The following is a 19,022-nucleotide window of genomic DNA, read 5'->3' on the forward strand; positions in this document are numbered from 1 at the left end:
GGGAGCTGGAGGAGCTCCTTGAGGGATCCCGTAGCTAGCAGTATACTGTATATTATTAGGGTAGAGTCGCAGGCCCGCTCTCTGCCCCCTGAAATTTCTGTGGGCGGGCCCGGGTGGCGGCTGCGCACGCTTAACATGTGGGAGGCTGGCGGACGCATACCCTAGAACGATAGTCAATAAACATGGACGTTAAACAGAGAAGCACAGGCAAACACGCTAACAAACACCGGAGTCCCGGACTCCTCCCAGATGCTCCCAGATGCTCCGGGGCGTACACTATAGCGCGGCGCCCCCGAGCCCCGGCCCAGCCCCTCAGACCCCCTCAGACCGTGATAGCCGAGAGGATTTCTAATAGATACCTTGGCATGATGCTCATTCTCAATGAAGAGATTCTTGAGTATCTAAAAGATATTCTTGTTGATTTAATAATGTTAAATTTCAAGGATGTTAAATTTCATGTTAAATTTCAAGTCCCGCAGGCCAGGCCCAGCGTTGCCCCCAGGCAGGCCTCTCGAGCGGCCGCTCGAGGAGGAGTTGCTGGAGCTGCAAGCCCCCCTAGCCCCTAGGGGCGGTGGGAGGCCATGGAGGGCGCTGGTTCTGCAACATTCCTTAGCATTCCTTAGCACGCTAAGTTTAGCGCTAAACTTTCAATTCTATGCAATGGAGAGCGAAGAATCCAAAAGACACTGAAACTGTGGTGAAAGAGGGGGGAGGGGTCTCCTCGAGGGACGTCTCAAGGCTGGTAGACGTGGTGGCGAGGGCCCGGGGGCGTCAGGGCGGAAGCAGTCAAGCCTCGATTCAGAACCACCTACAGGGGTCAGGGCGGGCAAAATTGCCCATAACTGCTCAAAAGGATCTAACAGATAGAATTGAAAGGCGGTGGGCATTTTTGCCCACCCAACACTCCGACCGTATAACGGGCGTAAGACGGCGTCTTACGGGCGTCTGACGCCTATGCGACGGGTGTCGCACGTTTGTCTGACGGGCATTCACCGACCGTGCCGGTGAATCGTGCCGACACCGTCAGTAAGATTAACCGACCCAGTCGGTACGAATCACCCGCGGCGCCGGTGATGGCAAACGCCTGTTAACCCTCCTGCCCAGCCCTCTCAACAGGCCTCCCCCTCCTCCCCGTTGCAGCTTCCTCGGGGATCTCTATGTAGACGTATACTTTGACCCCCAGTTCAGCCTCCTCCACAGGCTGTTGAGATGCGTTGAGAGCCAGATGTGGTAGCGCTCCACCCTCGACCCCGGCCTCCCCGCCCTCGTGACCCTGCTGAGTTGCGGGTGGGTGAGAGGGCTGTATCCAGCCTCATCTACGAGTATGTAGAGCACGCCCTCGAAGTCAGCGGGCATACAGAGGTGGGGTGTAAGTGGCTTGAAGTGGGCGGCGGCTGCCTCAGCTGCCTGGGCATGAAGCTCCGCAACCGGAGGGGGCGTTCGGCCTCTAACAGGCGGCAATGCTCCAAGGCCTGCCGGCACGCCTGGGACCCTACTAACCACGACTACAACCAGGCCAGGCCTCAGGGGTGGCAGAGCACCCTGCCCCGGGGGGCTCCCTACTCCCTGCTATAGCGAGCCTGTAGAGAGCGCCAGGGCGGCGCTCGGAGCATCGGCTCATATCTTATCAATAGCGGCCTTGGCTCCTGCAATCTACTCATGTATGCTGTAAACTCTGTTGACCGCGCCTAGCCTGCTCCTAGCATCTATGGTGCCTCTATTTTATCTTGTAGAGTTTTGCTGGTTTGTATAAACCATGTATTGGCATCTATTAGAGGTAATGCTGGGTAACATAAACCAGGAGTATATCAAAGCATGATGTCCTCCTCTACCATTATTCATGTATACCGCACGGTCCCGGGGCGGTAATCCCTGGCGCAAGAATACCCATGTTCCAGGGGAGCGTAGGGGTGGAGACTATACCCTCCCCAGGGCTGTGCGCGTGCAGGCCGCAATGGCGCCCTTAACCCTCTTTGATAGCCCTATCCTCATGCCGAGTCTCCGGTCGCTGTAGAGGTACACGAGGCCCTTCGTCTGGAGGCCGCGGAGCACTCCGACAAGCCATACCCTGTCAGCCTCTAGCTCCTTCTCCAGCTGGTCTAGGTACATGTAGGTCATCCCCCATCTGCGGTAGTGGTCTAGCAGGGTCTCCAGTACCTGGCGCTCATCCTCCCCTATCTCGAGCTCCTCGAGCAGTGCCCGTATGCAGGCTGCGAGGATCCTCTCCTGCTGTTTCTTGTCGAGATTAATGGTATGAGTGGCAATGAACGGCTGGACTCTGCCTGACTGCTCGCCCGCGCCGCCCGCTCCATTGTTGTTTGCTGCCTGACTAACCTGTGTATTGCTACCCGATAGTATCTGTCTTGCTAGTGCGGCGTACTGGGCTATGCGGCTGTTCATCTCCCTCTCTAGTATGCTCTTGGCGTAATCCTCCCCCTGCGGGGTGAGCACCCAGAACCCGTTTTCGTAGTCGAAGAGGCCCCGCGTCCTCCAGTAGCTCAGGTAGCTGCTAACATACCTGGTAGGCTTGCCCACCACCTGGGCTATCTCGGCGGCCCTCATAGGCCTCGCTAGCAGTAGTACAGCTATCGCCTCCACGAGCTTGCTCCGCGGGCCCCCTCCTCCCCTCTGCCTCTGGGCCAGCCTCTTCGCAGCTTCTTTGACCCACTCCAGCTGCTCTCGCCCGCGCTCATCCATGCCGCGTACCGCCCCTTTAGGGATGTGTGGGTAACTGGTATGAAGCCTAGCTCCCGGGCTAGTAATACCATGGGGCTTCCAAGAGCCCTGGCGGGGCTGAAGGGCTATGGTGTTGAGGGTGCTAGTATCAGGGCTCCTTGAGCACGACTCCGGCAAGACCTGGACAGTGGTAGCCCTGGCCAGGGCTCTGGCTGAGAAGGGGCCCCGCGTGGCAATATTCAAGCCCGTGGCGGGCCACAACCTCTGGGGCTCGCCCCACGCGCTTAGATCGAGCTATGATCGCGGGCTTCTCCTGGGGAACGATGTCTACACCTACCTGAGGTACCTCGAAGGCGTCGACCCCGGCGTCTCAAACCCTGTGGCGCTGGCCCTGGCCTATCCTGACCCCCTGGCCTTCAAGGGGCCCTCGCAGTATCTCGCAGCAATCTCCGATACAAGGTCTATGCTGGTGTTGGCGCGGGTCCAGGACTGCGGGCGGGGCGCTGCACGACACTATGTCTTCCCCAATAGCCTGGCGAGGCTCACCGGCACTCTCCGGAGCGAGGTTGAGAGGCTGGCAGCTCGCCTCGGGGCGGAGCCCTCTGAGCCTGGCTGGCTGCTAGACTGGCTAGCAGGCCCTAAGGCTGAGGAACTGCTGGAGGAGTGCAGGGCCAGGCTTGAGGCCGGGAGCGACATACTACTGGTGGAGTCGTTCAACAACGCTGCTACGCCCTACAGGAGCCTGGTAAGCCATGTAGACTTCTTCATTGTCGCTGCGCCCTCGAGGCTTCTACTCTACAGCGGCGACAAGCTGAGGCTGGTCTATGAGGCCCTGGGGGGCGCCACGCGGGTGGACTCCCTGCTCCCCCTGCTCTCAAAGCCCCTGCTAGCCCTTGAGACCCCTATAGTGGAGAGCCCTGCGGACCTCTCCACGCACATCGGCCAGCTGGCCGAGATCCTGGCTCCGTAGCACCCCGGGTGCAGGGGCACTCTATTAGGGCGGGGGCTGGGGCGCTCTCTCCCACCCCAGGCCCTGTGCAGAGAGCGCGCCCGGGAGGTGCCGGCTCTATGGCGACCAGGCTGCTCTTCCAGGAGGATAGCTACCTAAAGGAGTTCGACGCCACGGTTACCCGTGTCGACGGGAACAGGGTGTACCTCGACGCTACAGCCTTCCACCCCAGGCCAAGCGGCGGCCTCGACGCTGATACGGGCAAGCTAGTGCTCCCAGACGGCACCACGCTCCGTGTGGTGGACACCCTTGCTGAGGGCGATGAAGTGGCGCACATAGTGGAGGAGGGTGCGGAGAGGCTGCAGCCCGGGATGAGGGTGCACGGCGTTATCGACTGGGAGCGGCGCTACAGGATGATGCAGCTCCACACGGCTAGCCATGTACTGGCGGCTGTGCTCTACGAGCGGTATGGTGTCCGGGTGACCGGGGGCCATATAGCCCCGGATATGGCTCGCGACGATTTCGAGATAGCCGTTGACGACTGGAAGAATGCTATAATGGAGGCCGTGGAGGAGACTAACAGGATTCTGAAGCGCTGTATAGAGGTGAAGATCTACTGGCTCCCCCGCGAGGAGGCGATGAGGATACCCGGTATAGTGAAGCTGGCTGATAAGATGCCGCCGGACGTAGAGAAGCTTAGAATAGTCGAGATCCCGGGCATAGACATACAAGCTGACGGCGGGCCCCACGTGAGAAACACGTGCGAGATACCCGGGATAAGAGTGGTTAAGCTGCAGAGCAGGGGCAGGAGGAGGAAGAGAGCCTACTACACGCTGGCGGAGAGCTAGGGATTTGTGAACGCGAACACGCTTGCCAGAGCTATGAGTACTAGCCAGGCCAGCGGGCTCCTCTGCACGATCTTTGAGCCATCAAGCGGGCTGAAGGGTAGCAGGTTGAAGAACGCCAGCCACGCGTTCATAGCAGCAAAGCCTACGAGGAAGGGGTAGGCCCAGGTGTGGCCGGCCAGCCTTGCCGCGATCCAGGCGGCAGCGGCGAGGGCCACGTTCGCGGCGGGGCCTGCAGCGGCCACGTAGTCGTCGCGCGCGAAACCGCTACAGTATATCGACACGTAGCCTGGGGAGAGTATCGCGAAGGGCACCCCTATGCTTCTAAGCACGCCGGAGGCGAGCGTAAGCGCTAGCCCGAACTGGGACAGCACGAAGCCGGCTATGCAGCCCTGCCGGCGCGCGGTCTCCCGGTGAGCGAGCTCATGGGCTAGGAAGCCTACTAGCGCCCCGGCCAGCACTCCGCCGCTGAAGCCCAGGGGGTGGTACGCTACGTTGAGCAGCCCTATCCCCGCGAACCCGAAGGCTACTGAGAACACTGCCACAAGCAGGGCCTTCCACTCATCAGTATATATGGGCCTATCCCTCACGGTTAGCGCCATCCAACCTACACCCCGCCGGGGAGTGCGCCCGGGGAACACTTCTCACTCTACGCGTGCCACAAGCTCCTCTCCGTAGTCTATAACTACTCTGACGTATCCACGCAGTGCGGCATCAACCTCGGGGTCCCCGGTGTCCACTCTAAGCTTTCTCAGCCTCTGCATCTTGCCCCTCGTAGCTATAACGATCAACCCGTCCTTGCCTACTAGCCTCAGTATCCGGGGCGATATCTGCTGGTTCCCCCTGCCAAGTATGTAGCCCTGCCCGCCTATCGGCGTAACTATGAGCTTCACCCTGCCCCCCTTCTCGATATGCTTCTCCACCAGCCGGTAGAGGGCTTCCTCGTCGACGTCGCGGGCGAGGAGCCTCTGGTTGTGCACCACGTCCACCCCCAGGAGAGTCTTCTCTACACCTATCTCGTCGGCCAGCGCCTTGACCGTGGAGCCGGGGCCGAGTATGTAGAGCGTGCAGGGCTCCATGCTCTCGGCCAGGTACCTGGCTATGGCCCTCTTGTTCTCCTCCTCCTCGGGTGTGCTCTGGGAGGGCTGCTTGCTGGCCCCCACCATCCTGGGGCTGCAGGGGGTCTTCGCTATGCCGTAGAGCCTGGTCCTCAGCTCGCCGCGGCGGAAGGCATCCTCGTCTATGTCGAGCACCTCGGCGTCGCAGAGGCTCCTTCTCGCCAGCCAGTCCCGGAGCACATCCGCGGCGGCTTCAGGGTTCTCGGCGTACACCGAGCTGTACATCTTGACTCCCGCTGGTACGCCGAGAACCGGAACCCTCTCCACGGCGTCGCCTAGAGCGTCCAGCACGTCTCTCGCAGTCCCGTCTCCCCCGGTGAACACTACTATCTCCGCACCCTCCCTCAGGCACCGCTTCACAGTCTCCACGGTGTCCCTGCGGCTCGTGGGCCAGTCTCCCGGCTGGTAAACCGTTCTAGCCTTTACGCCGGCTTCCCTGGCCTCCTCCTCCCCCATGAGGCCTCCGGCGGTGATAATCTCGAGCCTCTCGCTGAGCCCGAGGAAGCGTAGCCTGGAGAGGAACCTTACAGCCTTCCCGGGGGAGACCAGCTGGGCTCCGCGCTTCAGGGCGGCTATACCGGCCTCGCCGTCGCTGCCCTTGAGGGCTAGTGGCCCGCCTATGCCTGCCAGGGGGTTAACTACAAAGCACAGCTTACGCCTCACCGGCCGCCACCCTGGAGCTTGGCGCCCCATGCTTTCTTGCGGGGCCAGAGATACTCATAGGGGGCTGTTTATGGCCGGTGGCGACGTTATCGGGAAGGGTAGGCGCGTGCTGTTCTTCGGGAGATTCCAGCCATTCCACCGCGGCCACCTGGCCGCGGTAAACTGGCTGCTTGAACGCTACGACGAGGTGGTCGTGCTTGTGGGCATGGCTGATGAGAGTCATACCTGGCGCAACCCCTTCACGGCGGGGGAGAGGCTGCTTATGATACGGGAGGCGCTGCGTAGAGCCGGGGTGGACCTAGGCAGGATAATCACCGCCACTATACAGACGCTAACAGTGTATAGTGGTAACGCCGGCTTCGTCTTAGGATACGTGCCGCCTGTGGACGCGGTGGCTACGGCTAACCCGGCTGTTAATAGGGCGTTTCGCGACGCGGGCGTGAAGGCTATAGCTCCGCCTCTTGTGAACCGGCATGTCTGGTGCGGAGAATACATCCGCTGCCTAATGCTTCGGGGCGACGAGTCGTGGAGGAGGCTTGTACCCGAGCCCGTCCCGGATATCATAGACAGTATTGACGGTGTTAGTAGGCTGCAGGATATAGTACGCGACAACCTCTACAGCGTCGAGGCCGCGTGCAGCAGGCTCGCGCAGCAGCGGTAGCAGGGAGCGGCGCTGCCGTGAAAAACCCCTATGAGGCAGCGCGGGGCCTCGCCGCACCGGAGCCCCCCTATTAGCCTCCGGTAGTGTTCAGCCAACTCCCCCTCAAGCCTTGGCAGTAGGAGGCCCTTCTCGTCCACCCAGCCTACGACGTCGAGGATGCGGGGCTCGGAGAGCGTTATCACTATTGCATCCCTTAAGGGGATTACAGACCTCTCTACATGCTCGCGGCTAACGTCGCTACAGGGGACTACAGCTATGGTGAAGCCATTCCTCCATAGACACCGGATGCCCCGGAGCAGCCTCCAGGCCTCCCCCGTCAGCCGAGCCCCAGCCCGGCTCACATCGACGAGCCCAGCTTCTCTCAGCTTCGCTACAATGTTTCTAGCGCGTTTGTCGCCGATACCTAGTATACGTGATATACTAGGCCTCCCTATGGGCTCCTCGTCAGCTATAAGGAGGAGCGCCGACAGCGCATCCAGGAGTGTCTGTGGGTCCCCGCTGCTTAGGCTCGCGGACAGCTCCCTAGCCTCTCTACACATCCTCCTCCCCTGAGGGGAGCCTTGGAACCTCGATGCCGACGCTATGGCTCTTAACTACTCTTATCCACTCCTTCTCATCTACCTTAATGCCCTCGGAGAGTAGGTACGCTGCAAGCTCCTGAGCTGTTACATCGTCGTTGTAGAGGATCTTCCGTTCGAGATCCCTCCAGCTGGGCTGGGCGCGTATGCCGGCTGCCTCGTAGAGCCAGCTGGCAAGCTGTGCTGGCTCCATGCCCGCCTCGCGGGCCCTGCGCAGAAGCATCTCCTTAAGCTTCCTCTCCACAAGCCTTCTACGCACGTAAGCCAAGGAGCGGCCTCCCCCGGTCCGTGAAGTCTACATCCCCCTAGAGCCCTATCTGGGGTTAGCCTGAGGCCCCGGTCATCGGCCGCGCGTCATCTACAGGGTTCCAGGGGCGTTAAGATGCCTCGCCGCCTAGATTCATGTTCTTGACGGGAAGCCGTAGGTAGTCGACCACCCCCTGCACTATCCAGGCGTAGCGTGGGTCGCCCCGGCTGTACCGGAGTTTGAGCCGGCGGTACACCGCGCGGTATAAGAGCTGGGCGTCATGGGAGTAGACCTCTATGTAGCCCTTCACGTGGCCCCTTAGGTTCTTCACGAGGTAGATGTAGACGAGGTACCAGCCAGGCGGCACAGCCACCGAGGCTATGTAGGCCGAGCCCCTACTGTAGAGCGGCCTCTCCTCCCTCACCATGCGGGGCCTCGGCTCTACTATCTGGCCGTCCTCTGATACCAGGAGGGCGAGGCTCCTAGCAGCATGCTTACCGCTACGGCTCTTGCTCCTCTCCATCCTGACATTAAGCAAGGTTTCATCCCCTGTAAGCCGGGGCTATTACAAGCAGTGCTCCCTGCTTAGAAGCCTTTGTCTCGCCATCGATCACGTACACTGCTATGCCTCCGTGGATTCCCGCGGGCAGCCTAGCCCTGGAACCGTCTATGACAACTGTCTTAATGCCGTCAAACACGTCTTCGGACACCCTTCTACCGTGATCATCGTAGACCACGCGTTTAACCTTCCTCTCAGCGCGTAGATGGAAGACCACGGTCACTGCCACGGCAGGGCCCCCGGGGGATTCACAGCCATCAGTCCACCTCTATATAGAACCTTGGCGGCTCTATGCGCTGGCTCCTGCACCTAGGACAGCGGCTAGGCTTCCTGGGCTCTCTCAGGTCCCGGAACACGTAGCCGCAGTCCCTGCACCTAGGAGGAATCATGTAGAGCACAGCCCTGCCGCCATAGGCGCGGCGGAGGGTCTTGGCGATATGTCTTAGATGCTCGTATACCTCACGCTCCCCCGTGACTGGGTCCAGGCCTACAAGCTCCGCTATCTCCCTGGCGGTGAGAGGCCCACGGCTCTCCATGAGCAGCCTTATAATACGCTTCCTGACCGTGTCCTCTACGTACAAGGCGTGGGCTATCCCAGTACCGGGAGCATGCACTACAACCCTAATAACAGGCTCCAGTCCCTGGGGAGTTACGCCGGCTTCTCGACAATCTCGGAGAGCCTCTGTTCGGCGACTACCGCGGCCTCCTCCATTATCCTCTTCACATGCTCATTTACAGTGGGGCTCTCCGCTAGCGGGAGCTCCATGCCAGTAATAGAGGCTATCGAGGACACCATGTTCTCGAGGTCGCTAAGCATGCTAGCAACCCCGGGGGCCACCATCCCGTAGGCTTGCCTAGCCTCGCCGATAACCCGCCGTATTATGGAGAGATCTTCTGCGCTGAAAGCACCTATATCAGCCATAGTCTCCAGCCGGACTGAGAGAACCTCCAGCACCGCCTGCAGGCGGAGAATGCTACGCAGCATAGTAAGGAGGGACCTGTCGTGGGTCCTCTCATAGCTACTCCTGAGCCTGGCGGCTAGCAGCCCAAGCCTGGATACTGCGTAGCGCGTGGCGACAGCGAGCTCGAGAAGCTTTATCCTCGGAGAGGAGGATTTACGCCGCCTGAACAGCATGATGCTTCGAGCCCCCAGGCAGCCCTAAGTGCACTCTTCGGGCCCCTTCCGGGCTTCTTAGCCCAGCGCCTCCATCGCGTGGGTTGAAGGCGTATGTGTGGGAAAGAAAAGCCCTGGGGCACTAGCCGGCCCACTCGTAGAGTATCAGCACTTGTACAAAGTAGTACGTGTGGCCGCCTGCAGCGAAGGCTAGCGGCCTCCCCCGGCTATCCATGTATAAGCCGAGTATTACTCGGTAGGGTTTGAAGTGCTTGAAGCTGTAGGGGCTGGTTTTCTCTCCAAACAGCTCTACGCTAGTTATGCGCTTGCCCTTCACATGTATGAGGTTTTGTGGGTATATCTCGCCCACCTTATCGAAATGGTAGGGTGCACTAGCGAACATTTTATATATGAGCGTCTGTCTATACTTGCTATTGCCTACTTCGAAGCCTTGTTCATCCTTCCCAGCTATATGAAGCATGGCCCACGACTTTGCTATATCTATGGAGGGCAGCCTTGCATCAATACTGTATACCAGGGACCCTGTTGCAGGATCGTACAGCGCGTTGTCGTGCACGAATATCAGGGTCTTGCCGGGCTTGAGGTGGAGCGCCTTGAGTATATTGACTGCCTCGTCTTCACTCGTTGAGGTGAAGAACTCGGCTAGCAGTCTTATCTGTGTGGCGTTTGTAGTGGCTCCGTCTGCCAGCGTTGGACGGTGAGCACCCACGCTAATCCAGTACCCGTAATCCCACCAGGCCACTATCACGGTGTCCTTGGAAGTAGCGTTCTCTATCTCCTTGAGCATGTGGAGCCAGTCATACTGCTGGACGTTGACGCTGTACCCCGTAATGCTTGCTATATGGCTTCTCATCATTGCATAGGCGGTCTTGGCGCCTACCACGGCTGCTGCGAGAACTATGATCACAAGTATAATCGTGGCTGCTAGCCTTAGCTCGTAACTACTCCTCTCCAAGCGCTTGGAGCGCGCCAGGCGCTTGGGGACACTGCGGCCTGACGGCGCCAGCATGCCCACAAGCGCTGCCACCGAGAGTATACCTACCACCGAGGAGGCTTGGAGGAAGTAGAGCATGCCCAGTACCGCGTAGTAGAGCCCTAGCGCTGCCAGTGAGAGTGGAAGGTGTTCTGGCTCCCTTCTCCGCAGTGACCGGTAGAGTAGGTAGAGTGAAGCCACGGGGGCTAGTAGGGCTGCTATGTTGCCCTCCCGGACGAATGTGAGGAAAAGCCCCCTGCTCATGAGCGGCGAGGAGTGCTCTGCCACGGTTTCCGCCAGCCTTGATAGGTGGATCTCGCCGGCGAGACGGAGAGGCCATGCCATGGCGAATAGGGCTCTACCTCTCACCCCTAATGCGGGTGCTGCAGCAATTCCCAGCACTAGGAGTGCAATGGCTACAATCCTGTATATAGCCTCGGGCCTCCTCCATGCTACTCCATGTACTTTTCTTCGCCCGGCTATTTCAAGTAGCTCAACCACTATGTAGGGTATCAGGGTGCCCAGGAGTACGGCTTCACCATACTTTATTGACGCGGGCCCATACCTTGATGCTACTGCGAGGATTGCTAGAAAGCCTATGCCCACCGCCACCCCGGCTCTTGCTATAGCCGGTGCATGCCTCCACTCTACTGCTGTGGGGGCAAGGAGCGAGGTAATAGCTATGAGTATTGCCGCTATCGCGTAGCCTCCCCAGATGAAGCCTATGAAACCCATAGCTATGCCGGCGGCGAATGCTACCGGCAGGCTACGCCGGCGTAGAGCCTCGCTGTAGAGCGCTAGCCCGGCTATGAAGAATGGCATAGCTATACCAATCTTCTCCACGAAACCGGCGAACGTCCTGCTGCATGATGCGGGGAGTATTGCTAGGAGAAGCGCGGCTGTAAGCCCGGCGAGCTCGCCGTAGAACCTTCTGATGTAGATATACGCTATAGGTACCATTAGCGCGCCGAAGATCGGGGGGATTAGCGAGATCCATCTTGCCGTGTCAAGCCCCCCGGGCGCTAAGGCCCCTACTACTGGGATGAAGGGGAACTCATCGTGGCTGAAGTCCCTGCCCCATGGATACCAGAATATGTGCGTATCCGGGTTATCCGTCGTAAGCCTCGTCCAGGACCCTATGCCGTGGCTCCTAAGGTATGATGCCAGCCAGTACTCTATCCAGGGGTCGTTGGCGTCTATAAACGCGAACTTGGCCTTGTCGCCTAGGCCCAGGCTGAGCGCCCTATGGTAGATGAGATTGTAGTTCTGGTATGGCAGCGCCCTGATGTAGAACGCTAGTATGGTGAGCAGCGCCACGATAGACGCTGCTGCTACCGCGAGGAACACCCGGTTCCCGAACAGCCTTGAGAGTAGCGGCTCTCTCCTCTCGGCCTTTCCGGCGCCCCTGACTGCTTTGGCCAATGTCTCTACTTCACCCCCGGCCTCTGGCTTGCCTCCGCCCTCAGCTTCAAGGCTCTAGCTATATTCGCTAATGCAAGTGCGGAGGCGAGGGCGTTGAGTAGGGTGAATATAGGGTCGCGTATTACAAAGGCGTAGATCGTGAGCAGGAGGCTTCCTATGAAGTAGAGGACGCTCAGCCGTAGCGGGGGTGTAGCCTGGAGTGAGGCAGCCCACCCGGCTATTATGAATAGCATGCCTGCTATGCCTATGGCGGCCTCCGCGCCGGCCACCAGGGCATCCTTGGAGGGCCCGCTTCTCTGTGAAGCAATAAAAAGGCTGGTCGCGGCGCCGGCTCCTCCGGGGTGCAGGGACGCCTTGACCCTGGCGGAGATAGTGTTCCAGAAGAGGAAGCTCGAGGAGAAGTACGGCATAGAGGGCAGGGTTGCCGGCCTGTACGTTGAGGCAGGCTACAGTGTCAGGATGTGGTTTAACACTGCTAAGGGCAGGCTGTCCTTCGTTGCCAGGAAGGAGGGCCGCGTGCTGGCGGTCGACGTGGTGGCGGAGTCCAAGATCCTCGGGCGCGAGGCTGTGGAGGCTCTCTCGGAGAAGGCTAGGTCGATAAACGCCTCGCCGGTGCTTGTGCTCTACGGGTCTGGGCCGAGGCTCTCCGAGGAGGCTAAAAAGGCGGCTCAGGAGCTGGGCGTGTCAGTCCGCCGGGTTAGGCCTTGAGGGCGCTAGGGGGAGAGTAGCAGGGCTAGCACGGCTTTTTGTACATGCAGCCTATTCTCAGCCTGGTCCCATACAATGCTCCAGGGGCCCTCTATTACCTCCTCCGTTACCTCCTCCCCACGGTGGGCTGGCAAGCAGTGCATGAACACTGCCCTGCTCGACGCTAGAGACATGAGCTGCTCGTTGACCTGGTAGCCTCTCAGCATCCTGCGTCTCTGCTCGGCCTCTCCCTCCTCCCCCATGCTTACCCATACGTCCGTGTATACTACATCAGCCCCTCGCACGGCCTCCCTGGGGTCCTCGAGGATCTCTATAGTTGCTCCGCTCTCCTCCGCGGCGGCCTGTGCAGCCTCCACCACGTCGCTGCGGGGCTGCAGCCCGGGCGGGGACGCTATAGCTATGTGGCCTCCCAGCTTCGCTACTACGAGCAGCAGGCTGTGGGCAACGTTGTTGCGCCCATCACCCACATAGGCAACCTTCACGCCCTTGACGCTGCCGAAGCGCTCCTCGATTGTGAGCGCGTCGGCCAGCGCCTGCAGAGGGTGCTCCAGATCACTCAGCATGTTTATCACTGGGACTGTGGAGTATGCTGCCAGCTCCTCTAGGCTCTTGTGGCTATACACCCTAGCCGCTATAGCGTCAACATAGCGCGAAAGAACCCTAGCAGTATCCTTGATGGGCTCTCCCCTGCTGAGTTGGGTCTCGCCCTTCCGGAGCACCAGCGGGTAGGCGCCGAGCTGGACCGCCGCAACCTCCATGCTGACCCGGGTTCGCGTACTGGGCTTCTCGAAGAGGAGCGCTATAGTCTTACCCTTGAGTACGGGTATCACACGCTCGCCGGCATAGTAGCGCTGCTTGAGCTGCTTAGCCGTGTCTAGTATTAGGCGGATCTCCTCGCGCGAGAGGTCGCGTATGGATAGGAGATCCCTCCCCTGGAGAGTGCCCGGCAAAACATATACACCCTGGCCTACCCCATGACAAAAGCCAGGGATAATAGGGTTCCCTTGTCGTAGAGGCGGGGAACGCCAGGGCTTCTAGCACGCTCAGCCCATGGGAGTGTCTTCATCCCCCCGGGGGGTCTGAGACCGCTAGTCCACATCACCGTCCTCCTAGGTGAGCATCAGCCCAACACCCCGGCACTCTGAGGCCAGGCTTTCCAGAAGCATCACAGACTCCACAACATCAGATGGCTCGCTGCATTCAACGACCACGCCGGCTTCATAGGAGGCGGGTATAGCGTGAAGCCCGGCACTAACCGGTTTCGGGGGCTTCATAGTGACGAGGCATGTCTTCCTGCTTGCTACGAGCCAGCCCGCCTTGGATCCCGGTGCGCAGTTGGACTCCTTGCACAGCTTCTCGCCGGCCCGTAGGAGGCACTCGAAAAGCAGTGAGGCATCCGGGGACACCAGCCTAAGGTCAACCCTGTGTACACAATACCCCGGCATAGACGCCCCGCGCCCTCCCGAAAGGCTGTAGCCCGCCGCGGCCCGAGTGTGCCGTCAGCCGGTCCCGGCGGGGGCATCTTATATTCCCGAGCGCCGCTGGGCTAGAATACTCGGGTTGAACACTCTAAACAGTGACCTACACGGTCTATCATGCCCAGGCTTATCCGCGGCTAGAACGGCTATCGGGGAATGATACGGGATGGCGGAACGCGGTCCAGGACTTAGGGCCCAGTACGCTGGGCGTTCAGGCGGACTCAGCAAGCTGGTAGCGGACATAGCTGCGCTCATAAAGCTGCGCCAGACGACGCTTCTAGCGTTCTCCATGTATACAGCCTTTATCCTTGGCGGGGGGTTCCATAAGCCTCTGCTGTTTCACTTGTTAGTAGTAGTGCTTGGCTACATCTCTATAGCGGCAGTCACAGCGCTAAACATGTACTTCGACCGCGACATAGACGCTGCAATGCCTAGGACCAAGGATAGGCCCCTGGCCGCTGGCAGGATGAACCCCCGCAGTGTACTTGCCGGTTCAAGCATACTACTCGCAGCATCCCTAGTAATAGCAGCTCTACACATAAACGTGTATTATAGCGTTGCAATATTGATCGGCTTCCTCTTCGACATAGTGGCCTACACTATCCTGTTAAAGCGTAAGACCCCGCTAAGCATTATAGCCGGAGCCATTGCCGGCGGCGCCCCCGCCCTAGGCGGATGGGCGGCCGCAACCGGGGTCATAGATGTAAACGGTCTTCTACTATCGCTGCTCGTGGTAGCCTGGGTGCCGGCCCACATATGGTTCCTGGCAACCTTCTACCGCGAGGACTATAGGAAGGCTAACGTTCCAATGCTGCCCGTCATAGCGGATCCCAACGTGACGGCCATGGGGATAGGCTTTGGGGCTATCGTTATGGGCTACGTGGTTGTGGGCCTATGGCTCAACGGTGCAATAGGCTTAGCCTCGCTAGCCTACGGGCTGTTGGCCTCAATACACGTATTCTCTATGGCAGTCAAGTACAGCATAATGAGCGGTGACGAGATCTACGCCAAGAGGGCCTTCAAGGTGACCAACATGCACCTGGGCATGCTCTACCTAGTAATGATACTGGAAAAGCTGGTCCTCCATTAACGCTGGCAGAGGGGAAGACGGCTCGTAGCCGGCAGTTATTTCAAGGCTGTGTAGTCTCCCCACTCCGCCAGCATTTTTCTAAGCAGCTGATCGCTACGCGGCCCCGTGAAGTGCAGTGAGCCACCCCTCTTGGGCAGCCCTATCCTAGCGGTCCGCCAGCGCCTCCGGGGCGGGACAAGCTTTGAGCCCAGAGGATAGAGGACATAGGGAGCCCGCAGCATGTTAGCCTCCTTTATAGCAGATATAACGGCCTCAACCTTCTCCTCGAAGCCCTTTAGGCCCTGGAGCCTGGGCCTCACCTCTACCGGCTTACCCCGCCAGTTAAGGCATGGAAGGAGCTTGAAGTCATAGGTTACCCTGATTCTCGTACAGCCAGCACAGAAGATGAAGTTACCGACAGGCCCCACCAGCTCTACCTTGACCCCATTGTCCAGTATTAGTACCGGCCGGTTGTGCAGGCCTATACGGTATTTTATCTCGGCCACCCTTCCCTCAAGCTTCTCCAGCACACGCCACCTTGGCAGATAGTGTTCATTGAACCTCCTTGCTGCCTTGCCTACCGGGTGAAGCTCTATGAACTGTACGCTTGCACCCATCTTGGCGGCTAGGTCTATCACCCCTGTTATGTCGTTCTCGTTTAGCCCTCGGAGTATCACGAAGTTTATTTTAACCGGTATACCATAGTCGTGGAGCAGTTTGAGGTTGCTGAGAACTCTCTCAAGCATGTTGGAGCCGGTTATGGCTTTGAACTTGCTAGCTGAGAGGGAGTGGAGGCTCACGTTCACATGATCTACTCCAGCGTCTGCTAGGCCGGGCATATGGTGGTGTATAAGCGACCCGTTAGTCGTTATAGAGACGTATGCCTTGCCCCTGCTCTTCAGTATTGATACTATCCTAGCGAGGTCCCTCCGGAGTGTTGGCTCGCCTCCGGTGAGCTTGAAGGCCCTAATATCGAGCCTGCGGGCGGCCTCGGCTATGAGCTCTATCTCGTCAAGCCTTAGCTCCTTCTCCTCCAGCTCCTGCTCCCTATAGCCCTCCATGTGGCAGAAGAAGCAGGAAAAGTTACACCGGCCCGTAACCATGATGCGGAGGTTTGTGAGAGGCCTACCGTAACGATCTATGAGTGGCGTAGTGAGGTCACCCGTCACTACGTGCCCTATAGTATCTGGCAGGTATTATACTGTGGCGTCGGCCACTATCCCCAACATCTAGATGGCCCCTCAGTGCGCGAGCTTAAATTATTACCCCGGGAGGCCGGTAACCCACCATCCTCGGGACTAGATGGAGACTATTATGCACAGGCTCGATGCTGGCAGCTAAACGCGATCACGATGCGGAGGTATCCCGGCCTTGGAGCCCTCTCGCGAGAGGACATGTCCAAGGTGTCGTACGCGCATGGAGTATCGCGTTGAGATAGAGTTCGGCAGCGACGGCGCCAAGAGGATAAGATACTACTACCGATGCCCGAGGTGCGGCTACCGCCTCCCGGACATGACTATAATAGTCAGGCCCGGCAGCAATGGGGGTATGGTAATTGAGACCGAGGAGTATAGGGAGAGGAGGCTGGCTGCTAGCAGAGTGGAGGCGAGAGCGGCTAGGGGCTGAAGGCGGCGGCCCGTTTTTAAGCCCATACGGCCTGGGCGGGCCCTCTCGGCTGCTGGGGCCCCTCTCTATGGAGGAGTTGAATCTACCTACTCAGCCTTCATCCCGGTGATGGGGGCCTGTGCAGCGGCCTTGTTGGGCAGGCTCCTCGGTCGAATCGCCAGGCTTTATCGCGATATAAAAGGGTATGTTAGGATCCTGGATGCAAAGAGCATTGCCAGGAGGATGTTTGTCACCAATAGCTTTGATGGACTGCTCTCAGCACTTGGCATCGTGCTGGGAAGCTTTATTGGAGGCGTTACAAACCCCATCAGTTATGTTGGTAGTGTAGTGGGAGCTTCATTCTCTATGGGGTTCTTCAGCGGGTTCGTAGCCACATACCTCTCCGAGCGTGCTGAGAGGCTTCGAGAGCTCCGCAAGACCGAGAGGGTGATGGCTCACCCGCTGCGTGGGAGCGTGTACGAGAAGGCTGCGAAAATGGTGCCGCTGTACGTGGCGCTCTGGAGCGGTATTGGTGCAATAGCCCTCCCAACAATAGGTATTTCTCCCTTCATTGTTGCAGCGTTCGCGGGTATAAAGGCCCCCATACCTATGCTTGTCTACGCGTCTGCAGCTATAATGGTGGCTGAGCTATTCATGCTGGGCGTGTACCTGGGGAAGGTGAGCGGCGAGAATGTATTGGTAAGCGGCGCCAGGCTGGCTCTGATAGGCCTCGCTGCAGTGGCGTTCTTCACCCTGGTATCGCTAGTCAGGTAGGAGGGCAGTGGGCAGGGGCCTCGGGACAGCGAAGAGGTCATCAACGCGGGCGGGTCTAGGAGAGGCCCCTGGTAGGGCCTCAGCTCCGCCGGAATACCTCATCGGTGCTCCTGGGTGTCGTGTAAGCTGCTGCTAGAGAATAAGCGTTGCACCGAGGCACTTGGAGCTGTGGATAAGTCTTTTCCCTCCACCGCGGGTCAGAGCCCAGCGGTGCATCCCAACCGGGCTAGGGCCCGGGCACAGGGGGCGGCATGGTGAATGCGGCGTGGCGCCGAGGCTCATACTGCTCATACTCGATGGTGCGGCCGATAGGCCGGTGGATGGTGTGACTCCTCTCTCCGAGGCGAGGACTCCGGGCCTAGATGCTCTGGCCGAGCATGCTGTCTGCGGCTTCCACTATCCCGTAGCTCCTGGAATAGCGCCGGAAAGCGATCTCGCAACTCTATCCCTGCTCGGCTACGAGCCCGAGAAGTACTATACTGGGAGGGGGCCGCTCGAGGCCCTGGGGATAGGTCTCAGCATAAAGGCCGGCTACGAGGTTGCCTTTAGAGCGAACTTCGCGACAATAGATCCTGCCACTAGGAGGATAATCGACCGCAGGGTCGGCAGGAGCCTTGGAAGCGAGGAGGCGAGAAGTCTTGCAGCAGCCCTCGACGGCATGGAGCTAGGCGAGAACGGCTACGCCCTGGTCAGGGCCACCGTGGGGCACCGCGCAGTAGTGGTCATAGGGAGCAGGGAAAGCCGTCTCAGCGCCGCCGTCTCCAATATAGATCCCGCCTACGTGAGGAAGGGCCTCATCTCGGAGGCTGTGAGCAGCCCAGAGATGATTCTCCCCAGGTGCAAGCCTCTAGAGGACACGGAGGAAGCTCGTCGCACCTGCAGGCTGGTAGACGAGTTCGTCGACAAGTCTATAGAGATTCTCGAGAACCACCCTGTCAACGCCGAGAGGGCTAGAAGGGGCCTGCTAAAGGCTAATGCAATGCTCCTGCGTGATGCCGGCGACAGGATACCCGAGATGCCCCCTATTACCAGCAGGTTCGGCTTCTCCAGTGCGGCCTCCGTAGCCGAGATGCCGGTAGAGATAGGCATAGCTAGAGCCGCTGGGATGAGGGCTTACAGGGTGTCTCCCCCCTCCGGTGACCTTGCCCGCGACCTGCCGGAGCGCCTGGAGGCTGCGGTAAAGGCTCTCGAGGAGGGCAGCCAATTCCTCTACGTCCATCTAAAAGGCCCCGACGAGCCAGGCCACGACGGCGACTTCGAGAGAAAGAAGAATGCTATAGAGCTTATAGACGAGTACTTTGTAAGGCCCTTGATAGAGAGGATAGACCTAGACGATGTAGCGGTGCTAGTGACTTCGGACCACGCGACGCCCTGGAGCCTCCGGAGCCACAGCGGCGACCCGGTACCCTGGATGCTATCCTGGCGCAGACTCCCCGGGGGCCCCGGCGAGTTCAACGAGATCGTCTGTGGGAAGCGCGGCTCCAAGACCTTAGAGCATGGCTGGCTCCTGCTGCCATACGTGGTCGACACAATCAGGAGGGCTCAGTAGCGCCCGAAGCATC

Annotated in this window: 24 protein-coding genes; 9 read left to right on the forward strand and 15 right to left on the reverse strand. The window is 59.4% G+C overall.

The features are described 5' to 3' along the window. Window positions 1-329 precede the first annotated feature (329 nt). Window positions 330-566 carry a hypothetical protein gene (locus ACZ42Y_RS05170; RefSeq protein WP_464735208.1) on the forward strand — a complete coding sequence of 79 codons (237 nt, stop codon included), beginning with the start codon at window positions 330-332 and terminating at the stop codon, window positions 564-566. 589 nt (window positions 567-1,155) lie between these two features. On the opposite strand, the gene ACZ42Y_RS05175 is transcribed toward ACZ42Y_RS05170, so the two are convergent. Continuing rightward, window positions 1,156-1,356, reverse strand: a complete 201-nt coding sequence (locus ACZ42Y_RS05175) for a hypothetical protein (protein ID WP_168371310.1) — start codon at window positions 1,354-1,356, stop codon at window positions 1,156-1,158. A gap of 561 nt (window positions 1,357-1,917) precedes the next feature. Beyond that, window positions 1,918-2,697, reverse strand: a complete 780-nt coding sequence (locus ACZ42Y_RS05180) for a hypothetical protein (protein ID WP_058370959.1) — start codon at window positions 2,695-2,697, stop codon at window positions 1,918-1,920. 106 nt (window positions 2,698-2,803) lie between these two features. On the opposite strand from ACZ42Y_RS05180, the gene ACZ42Y_RS05185 reads away from it, so the two are divergent. Further along, the gene (locus ACZ42Y_RS05185) at window positions 2,804-3,646 is read left to right on the forward strand and encodes a hypothetical protein (RefSeq protein ID WP_464735209.1); all 843 of its coding nucleotides are present in this window, start codon (window positions 2,804-2,806) and stop codon (window positions 3,644-3,646) included. Window positions 3,647-3,744: 98 nt separating this feature from the next. Beyond that, entirely contained in the window at window positions 3,745-4,473 is a 729-nt protein-coding gene (gene alaXM, locus ACZ42Y_RS05190) for an alanyl-tRNA editing protein AlaXM (protein ID WP_464735210.1), read from the forward strand. Here the strand turns inward: alaXM and ACZ42Y_RS05195 are convergent. Together ACZ42Y_RS05195 and ACZ42Y_RS05200 are read right to left on the reverse strand one after the other, a co-directional pair. Beyond that, window positions 4,470-5,072 (reverse strand): hypothetical protein, encoded by a 603-nt coding sequence (locus ACZ42Y_RS05195; RefSeq protein WP_464735211.1) that lies wholly within the window; start codon window positions 5,070-5,072, stop codon window positions 4,470-4,472. The genes alaXM and ACZ42Y_RS05195 overlap by 4 nt on opposite strands. A gap of 42 nt (window positions 5,073-5,114) precedes the next feature. Continuing rightward, window positions 5,115-6,251, reverse strand: coding sequence for an ATP-NAD kinase family protein (locus ACZ42Y_RS05200; RefSeq protein WP_464735212.1), 1,137 nt, complete (start codon window positions 6,249-6,251; stop codon window positions 5,115-5,117). A 70-nt stretch (window positions 6,252-6,321) separates the two neighbouring features. On the opposite strand from ACZ42Y_RS05200, the gene ACZ42Y_RS05205 reads away from it, so the two are divergent. Then, a complete protein-coding gene (locus tag ACZ42Y_RS05205) occupies window positions 6,322-6,912 on the forward strand; it encodes a nicotinamide-nucleotide adenylyltransferase (protein WP_058370953.1) in 591 nt (196 codons plus the stop codon). Here ACZ42Y_RS05205 and ACZ42Y_RS05210 read toward each other — a convergent pair. The 8 genes from ACZ42Y_RS05210 to ACZ42Y_RS05245 form a co-directional block, all read right to left on the reverse strand. Continuing rightward, window positions 6,867-7,451, reverse strand: a complete 585-nt coding sequence (locus tag ACZ42Y_RS05210; RefSeq protein WP_464735213.1) for a hypothetical protein — start codon at window positions 7,449-7,451, stop codon at window positions 6,867-6,869. The genes ACZ42Y_RS05205 and ACZ42Y_RS05210 overlap by 46 nt on opposite strands. Next, a complete protein-coding gene (locus tag ACZ42Y_RS05215; RefSeq protein WP_058370951.1) occupies window positions 7,444-7,758 on the reverse strand; it encodes a hypothetical protein in 315 nt (104 codons plus the stop codon). The genes ACZ42Y_RS05210 and ACZ42Y_RS05215 overlap by 8 nt, the downstream gene beginning before the upstream one ends. A 109-nt stretch (window positions 7,759-7,867) precedes the next feature. Then, window positions 7,868-8,275 carry a hypothetical protein gene (locus ACZ42Y_RS05220; protein ID WP_058370950.1) on the reverse strand — a complete coding sequence of 136 codons (408 nt, stop codon included), beginning with the start codon at window positions 8,273-8,275 and terminating at the stop codon, window positions 7,868-7,870. Window positions 8,276-8,279: 4 nt separating this feature from the next. Then, window positions 8,280-8,519, reverse strand: a complete 240-nt coding sequence (locus tag ACZ42Y_RS05225; protein ID WP_168371309.1) for a hypothetical protein — start codon at window positions 8,517-8,519, stop codon at window positions 8,280-8,282. 34 nt (window positions 8,520-8,553) lie between these two features. Further along, window positions 8,554-8,877 (reverse strand): transcriptional regulator, encoded by a 324-nt coding sequence (locus ACZ42Y_RS05230; protein WP_168371308.1) that lies wholly within the window; start codon window positions 8,875-8,877, stop codon window positions 8,554-8,556. A gap of 68 nt (window positions 8,878-8,945) precedes the next feature. Beyond that, a complete protein-coding gene (locus ACZ42Y_RS05235) occupies window positions 8,946-9,431 on the reverse strand; it encodes a hypothetical protein (RefSeq protein ID WP_058370948.1) in 486 nt (161 codons plus the stop codon). 121 nt (window positions 9,432-9,552) lie between these two features. Next, window positions 9,553-11,826, reverse strand: coding sequence for an STT3 domain-containing protein (locus tag ACZ42Y_RS05240; RefSeq protein ID WP_464735214.1), 2,274 nt, complete (start codon window positions 11,824-11,826; stop codon window positions 9,553-9,555). 5 nt (window positions 11,827-11,831) lie between these two features. Next, complete coding sequence (locus ACZ42Y_RS05245) at window positions 11,832-12,095, reverse strand: hypothetical protein (RefSeq protein ID WP_201783090.1); 264 nt, start codon at window positions 12,093-12,095, stop codon at window positions 11,832-11,834. An 85-nt stretch (window positions 12,096-12,180) separates the two neighbouring features. Here ACZ42Y_RS05245 and ACZ42Y_RS05250 point away from each other — a divergent pair, with 85 nt between their 5' ends. Next, the gene (locus tag ACZ42Y_RS05250; protein ID WP_058370946.1) at window positions 12,181-12,534 is read left to right on the forward strand and encodes a hypothetical protein; all 354 of its coding nucleotides are present in this window, start codon (window positions 12,181-12,183) and stop codon (window positions 12,532-12,534) included. A gap of 5 nt (window positions 12,535-12,539) precedes the next feature. Here the strand turns inward: ACZ42Y_RS05250 and argF are convergent, their stop codons facing one another. Then, the gene (argF, locus tag ACZ42Y_RS05255) at window positions 12,540-13,484 is read right to left on the reverse strand and encodes an ornithine carbamoyltransferase (RefSeq protein ID WP_058370945.1); all 945 of its coding nucleotides are present in this window, start codon (window positions 13,482-13,484) and stop codon (window positions 12,540-12,542) included. Window positions 13,485-13,643: 159 nt separating this feature from the next. Then, window positions 13,644-13,979 (reverse strand): hypothetical protein, encoded by a 336-nt coding sequence (locus tag ACZ42Y_RS05260; RefSeq protein ID WP_168371307.1) that lies wholly within the window; start codon window positions 13,977-13,979, stop codon window positions 13,644-13,646. Between the two features lie 199 nt (window positions 13,980-14,178). On the opposite strand from ACZ42Y_RS05260, the gene cyoE reads away from it, so the two are divergent. Beyond that, window positions 14,179-15,102, forward strand: coding sequence for a heme o synthase (gene cyoE / locus ACZ42Y_RS05265; RefSeq protein WP_070807831.1), 924 nt, complete (start codon window positions 14,179-14,181; stop codon window positions 15,100-15,102). A gap of 35 nt (window positions 15,103-15,137) precedes the next feature. Here cyoE and moaA read toward each other — a convergent pair whose 3' ends face one another. After that, on the reverse strand, window positions 15,138-16,250 hold the full coding sequence (gene moaA, locus ACZ42Y_RS05270; RefSeq protein WP_464735215.1) for a GTP 3',8-cyclase MoaA: 1,113 nt from the start codon (window positions 16,248-16,250) through the stop codon (window positions 15,138-15,140). Between the two features lie 247 nt (window positions 16,251-16,497). On the opposite strand from moaA, the gene ACZ42Y_RS05275 reads away from it, so the two are divergent. The 3 genes from ACZ42Y_RS05275 to ACZ42Y_RS05285 all read left to right on the forward strand — a co-directional run bounded on the left by ACZ42Y_RS05275 (window position 16,498) and on the right by ACZ42Y_RS05285 (window position 19,009). Further along, the gene (locus tag ACZ42Y_RS05275; protein WP_058370941.1) at window positions 16,498-16,707 is read left to right on the forward strand and encodes a hypothetical protein; all 210 of its coding nucleotides are present in this window, start codon (window positions 16,498-16,500) and stop codon (window positions 16,705-16,707) included. Between the two features lie 132 nt (window positions 16,708-16,839). Continuing rightward, window positions 16,840-17,460: a VIT1/CCC1 transporter family protein gene (locus tag ACZ42Y_RS05280; protein WP_464735216.1), complete on the forward strand. Its 621-nt coding sequence runs from the start codon at window positions 16,840-16,842 to the stop codon at window positions 17,458-17,460. Between the two features lie 265 nt (window positions 17,461-17,725). Continuing rightward, complete coding sequence (locus tag ACZ42Y_RS05285; RefSeq protein WP_058370939.1) at window positions 17,726-19,009, forward strand: alkaline phosphatase family protein; 1,284 nt, start codon at window positions 17,726-17,728, stop codon at window positions 19,007-19,009. The last annotated feature ends 13 nt before the right edge of the window (window positions 19,010-19,022 follow it).

Source organism: Pyrodictium brockii (assembly GCF_055379715.1).

Bases quoted from the DNA above. Each gene is read 5' to 3' on its own strand.
- cyoE (WP_070807831.1), top strand. From the start codon at position 14,179: ATGGCGGAACGCGGTCCAGGACTTAGGGCCCAGTACGCTGGGCGTTCA.
- ACZ42Y_RS05235 (WP_058370948.1), bottom strand. From the start codon at position 9,431: ATGCTGTTCAGGCGGCGTAAATCCTCCTCTCCGAGGATAAAGCTTCTC.
- ACZ42Y_RS05185 (WP_464735209.1), top strand. From the start codon at position 2,804: ATGGTGTTGAGGGTGCTAGTATCAGGGCTCCTTGAGCACGACTCCGGC.
- ACZ42Y_RS05180 (WP_058370959.1), bottom strand. From the start codon at position 2,697: ATGGATGAGCGCGGGCGAGAGCAGCTGGAGTGGGTCAAAGAAGCTGCG.
- alaXM (WP_464735210.1), top strand. From the start codon at position 3,745: ATGGCGACCAGGCTGCTCTTCCAGGAGGATAGCTACCTAAAGGAGTTC.
- ACZ42Y_RS05210 (WP_464735213.1), bottom strand. From the start codon at position 7,451: ATGTGTAGAGAGGCTAGGGAGCTGTCCGCGAGCCTAAGCAGCGGGGAC.
- ACZ42Y_RS05260 (WP_168371307.1), bottom strand. From the start codon at position 13,979: ATGCCGGGGTATTGTGTACACAGGGTTGACCTTAGGCTGGTGTCCCCG.
- ACZ42Y_RS05205 (WP_058370953.1), top strand. From the start codon at position 6,322: ATGGCCGGTGGCGACGTTATCGGGAAGGGTAGGCGCGTGCTGTTCTTC.
- ACZ42Y_RS05195 (WP_464735211.1), bottom strand. From the start codon at position 5,072: ATGGCGCTAACCGTGAGGGATAGGCCCATATATACTGATGAGTGGAAG.
- ACZ42Y_RS05275 (WP_058370941.1), top strand. From the start codon at position 16,498: ATGGAGTATCGCGTTGAGATAGAGTTCGGCAGCGACGGCGCCAAGAGG.
- ACZ42Y_RS05175 (WP_168371310.1), bottom strand. From the start codon at position 1,356: ATGCCCGCTGACTTCGAGGGCGTGCTCTACATACTCGTAGATGAGGCT.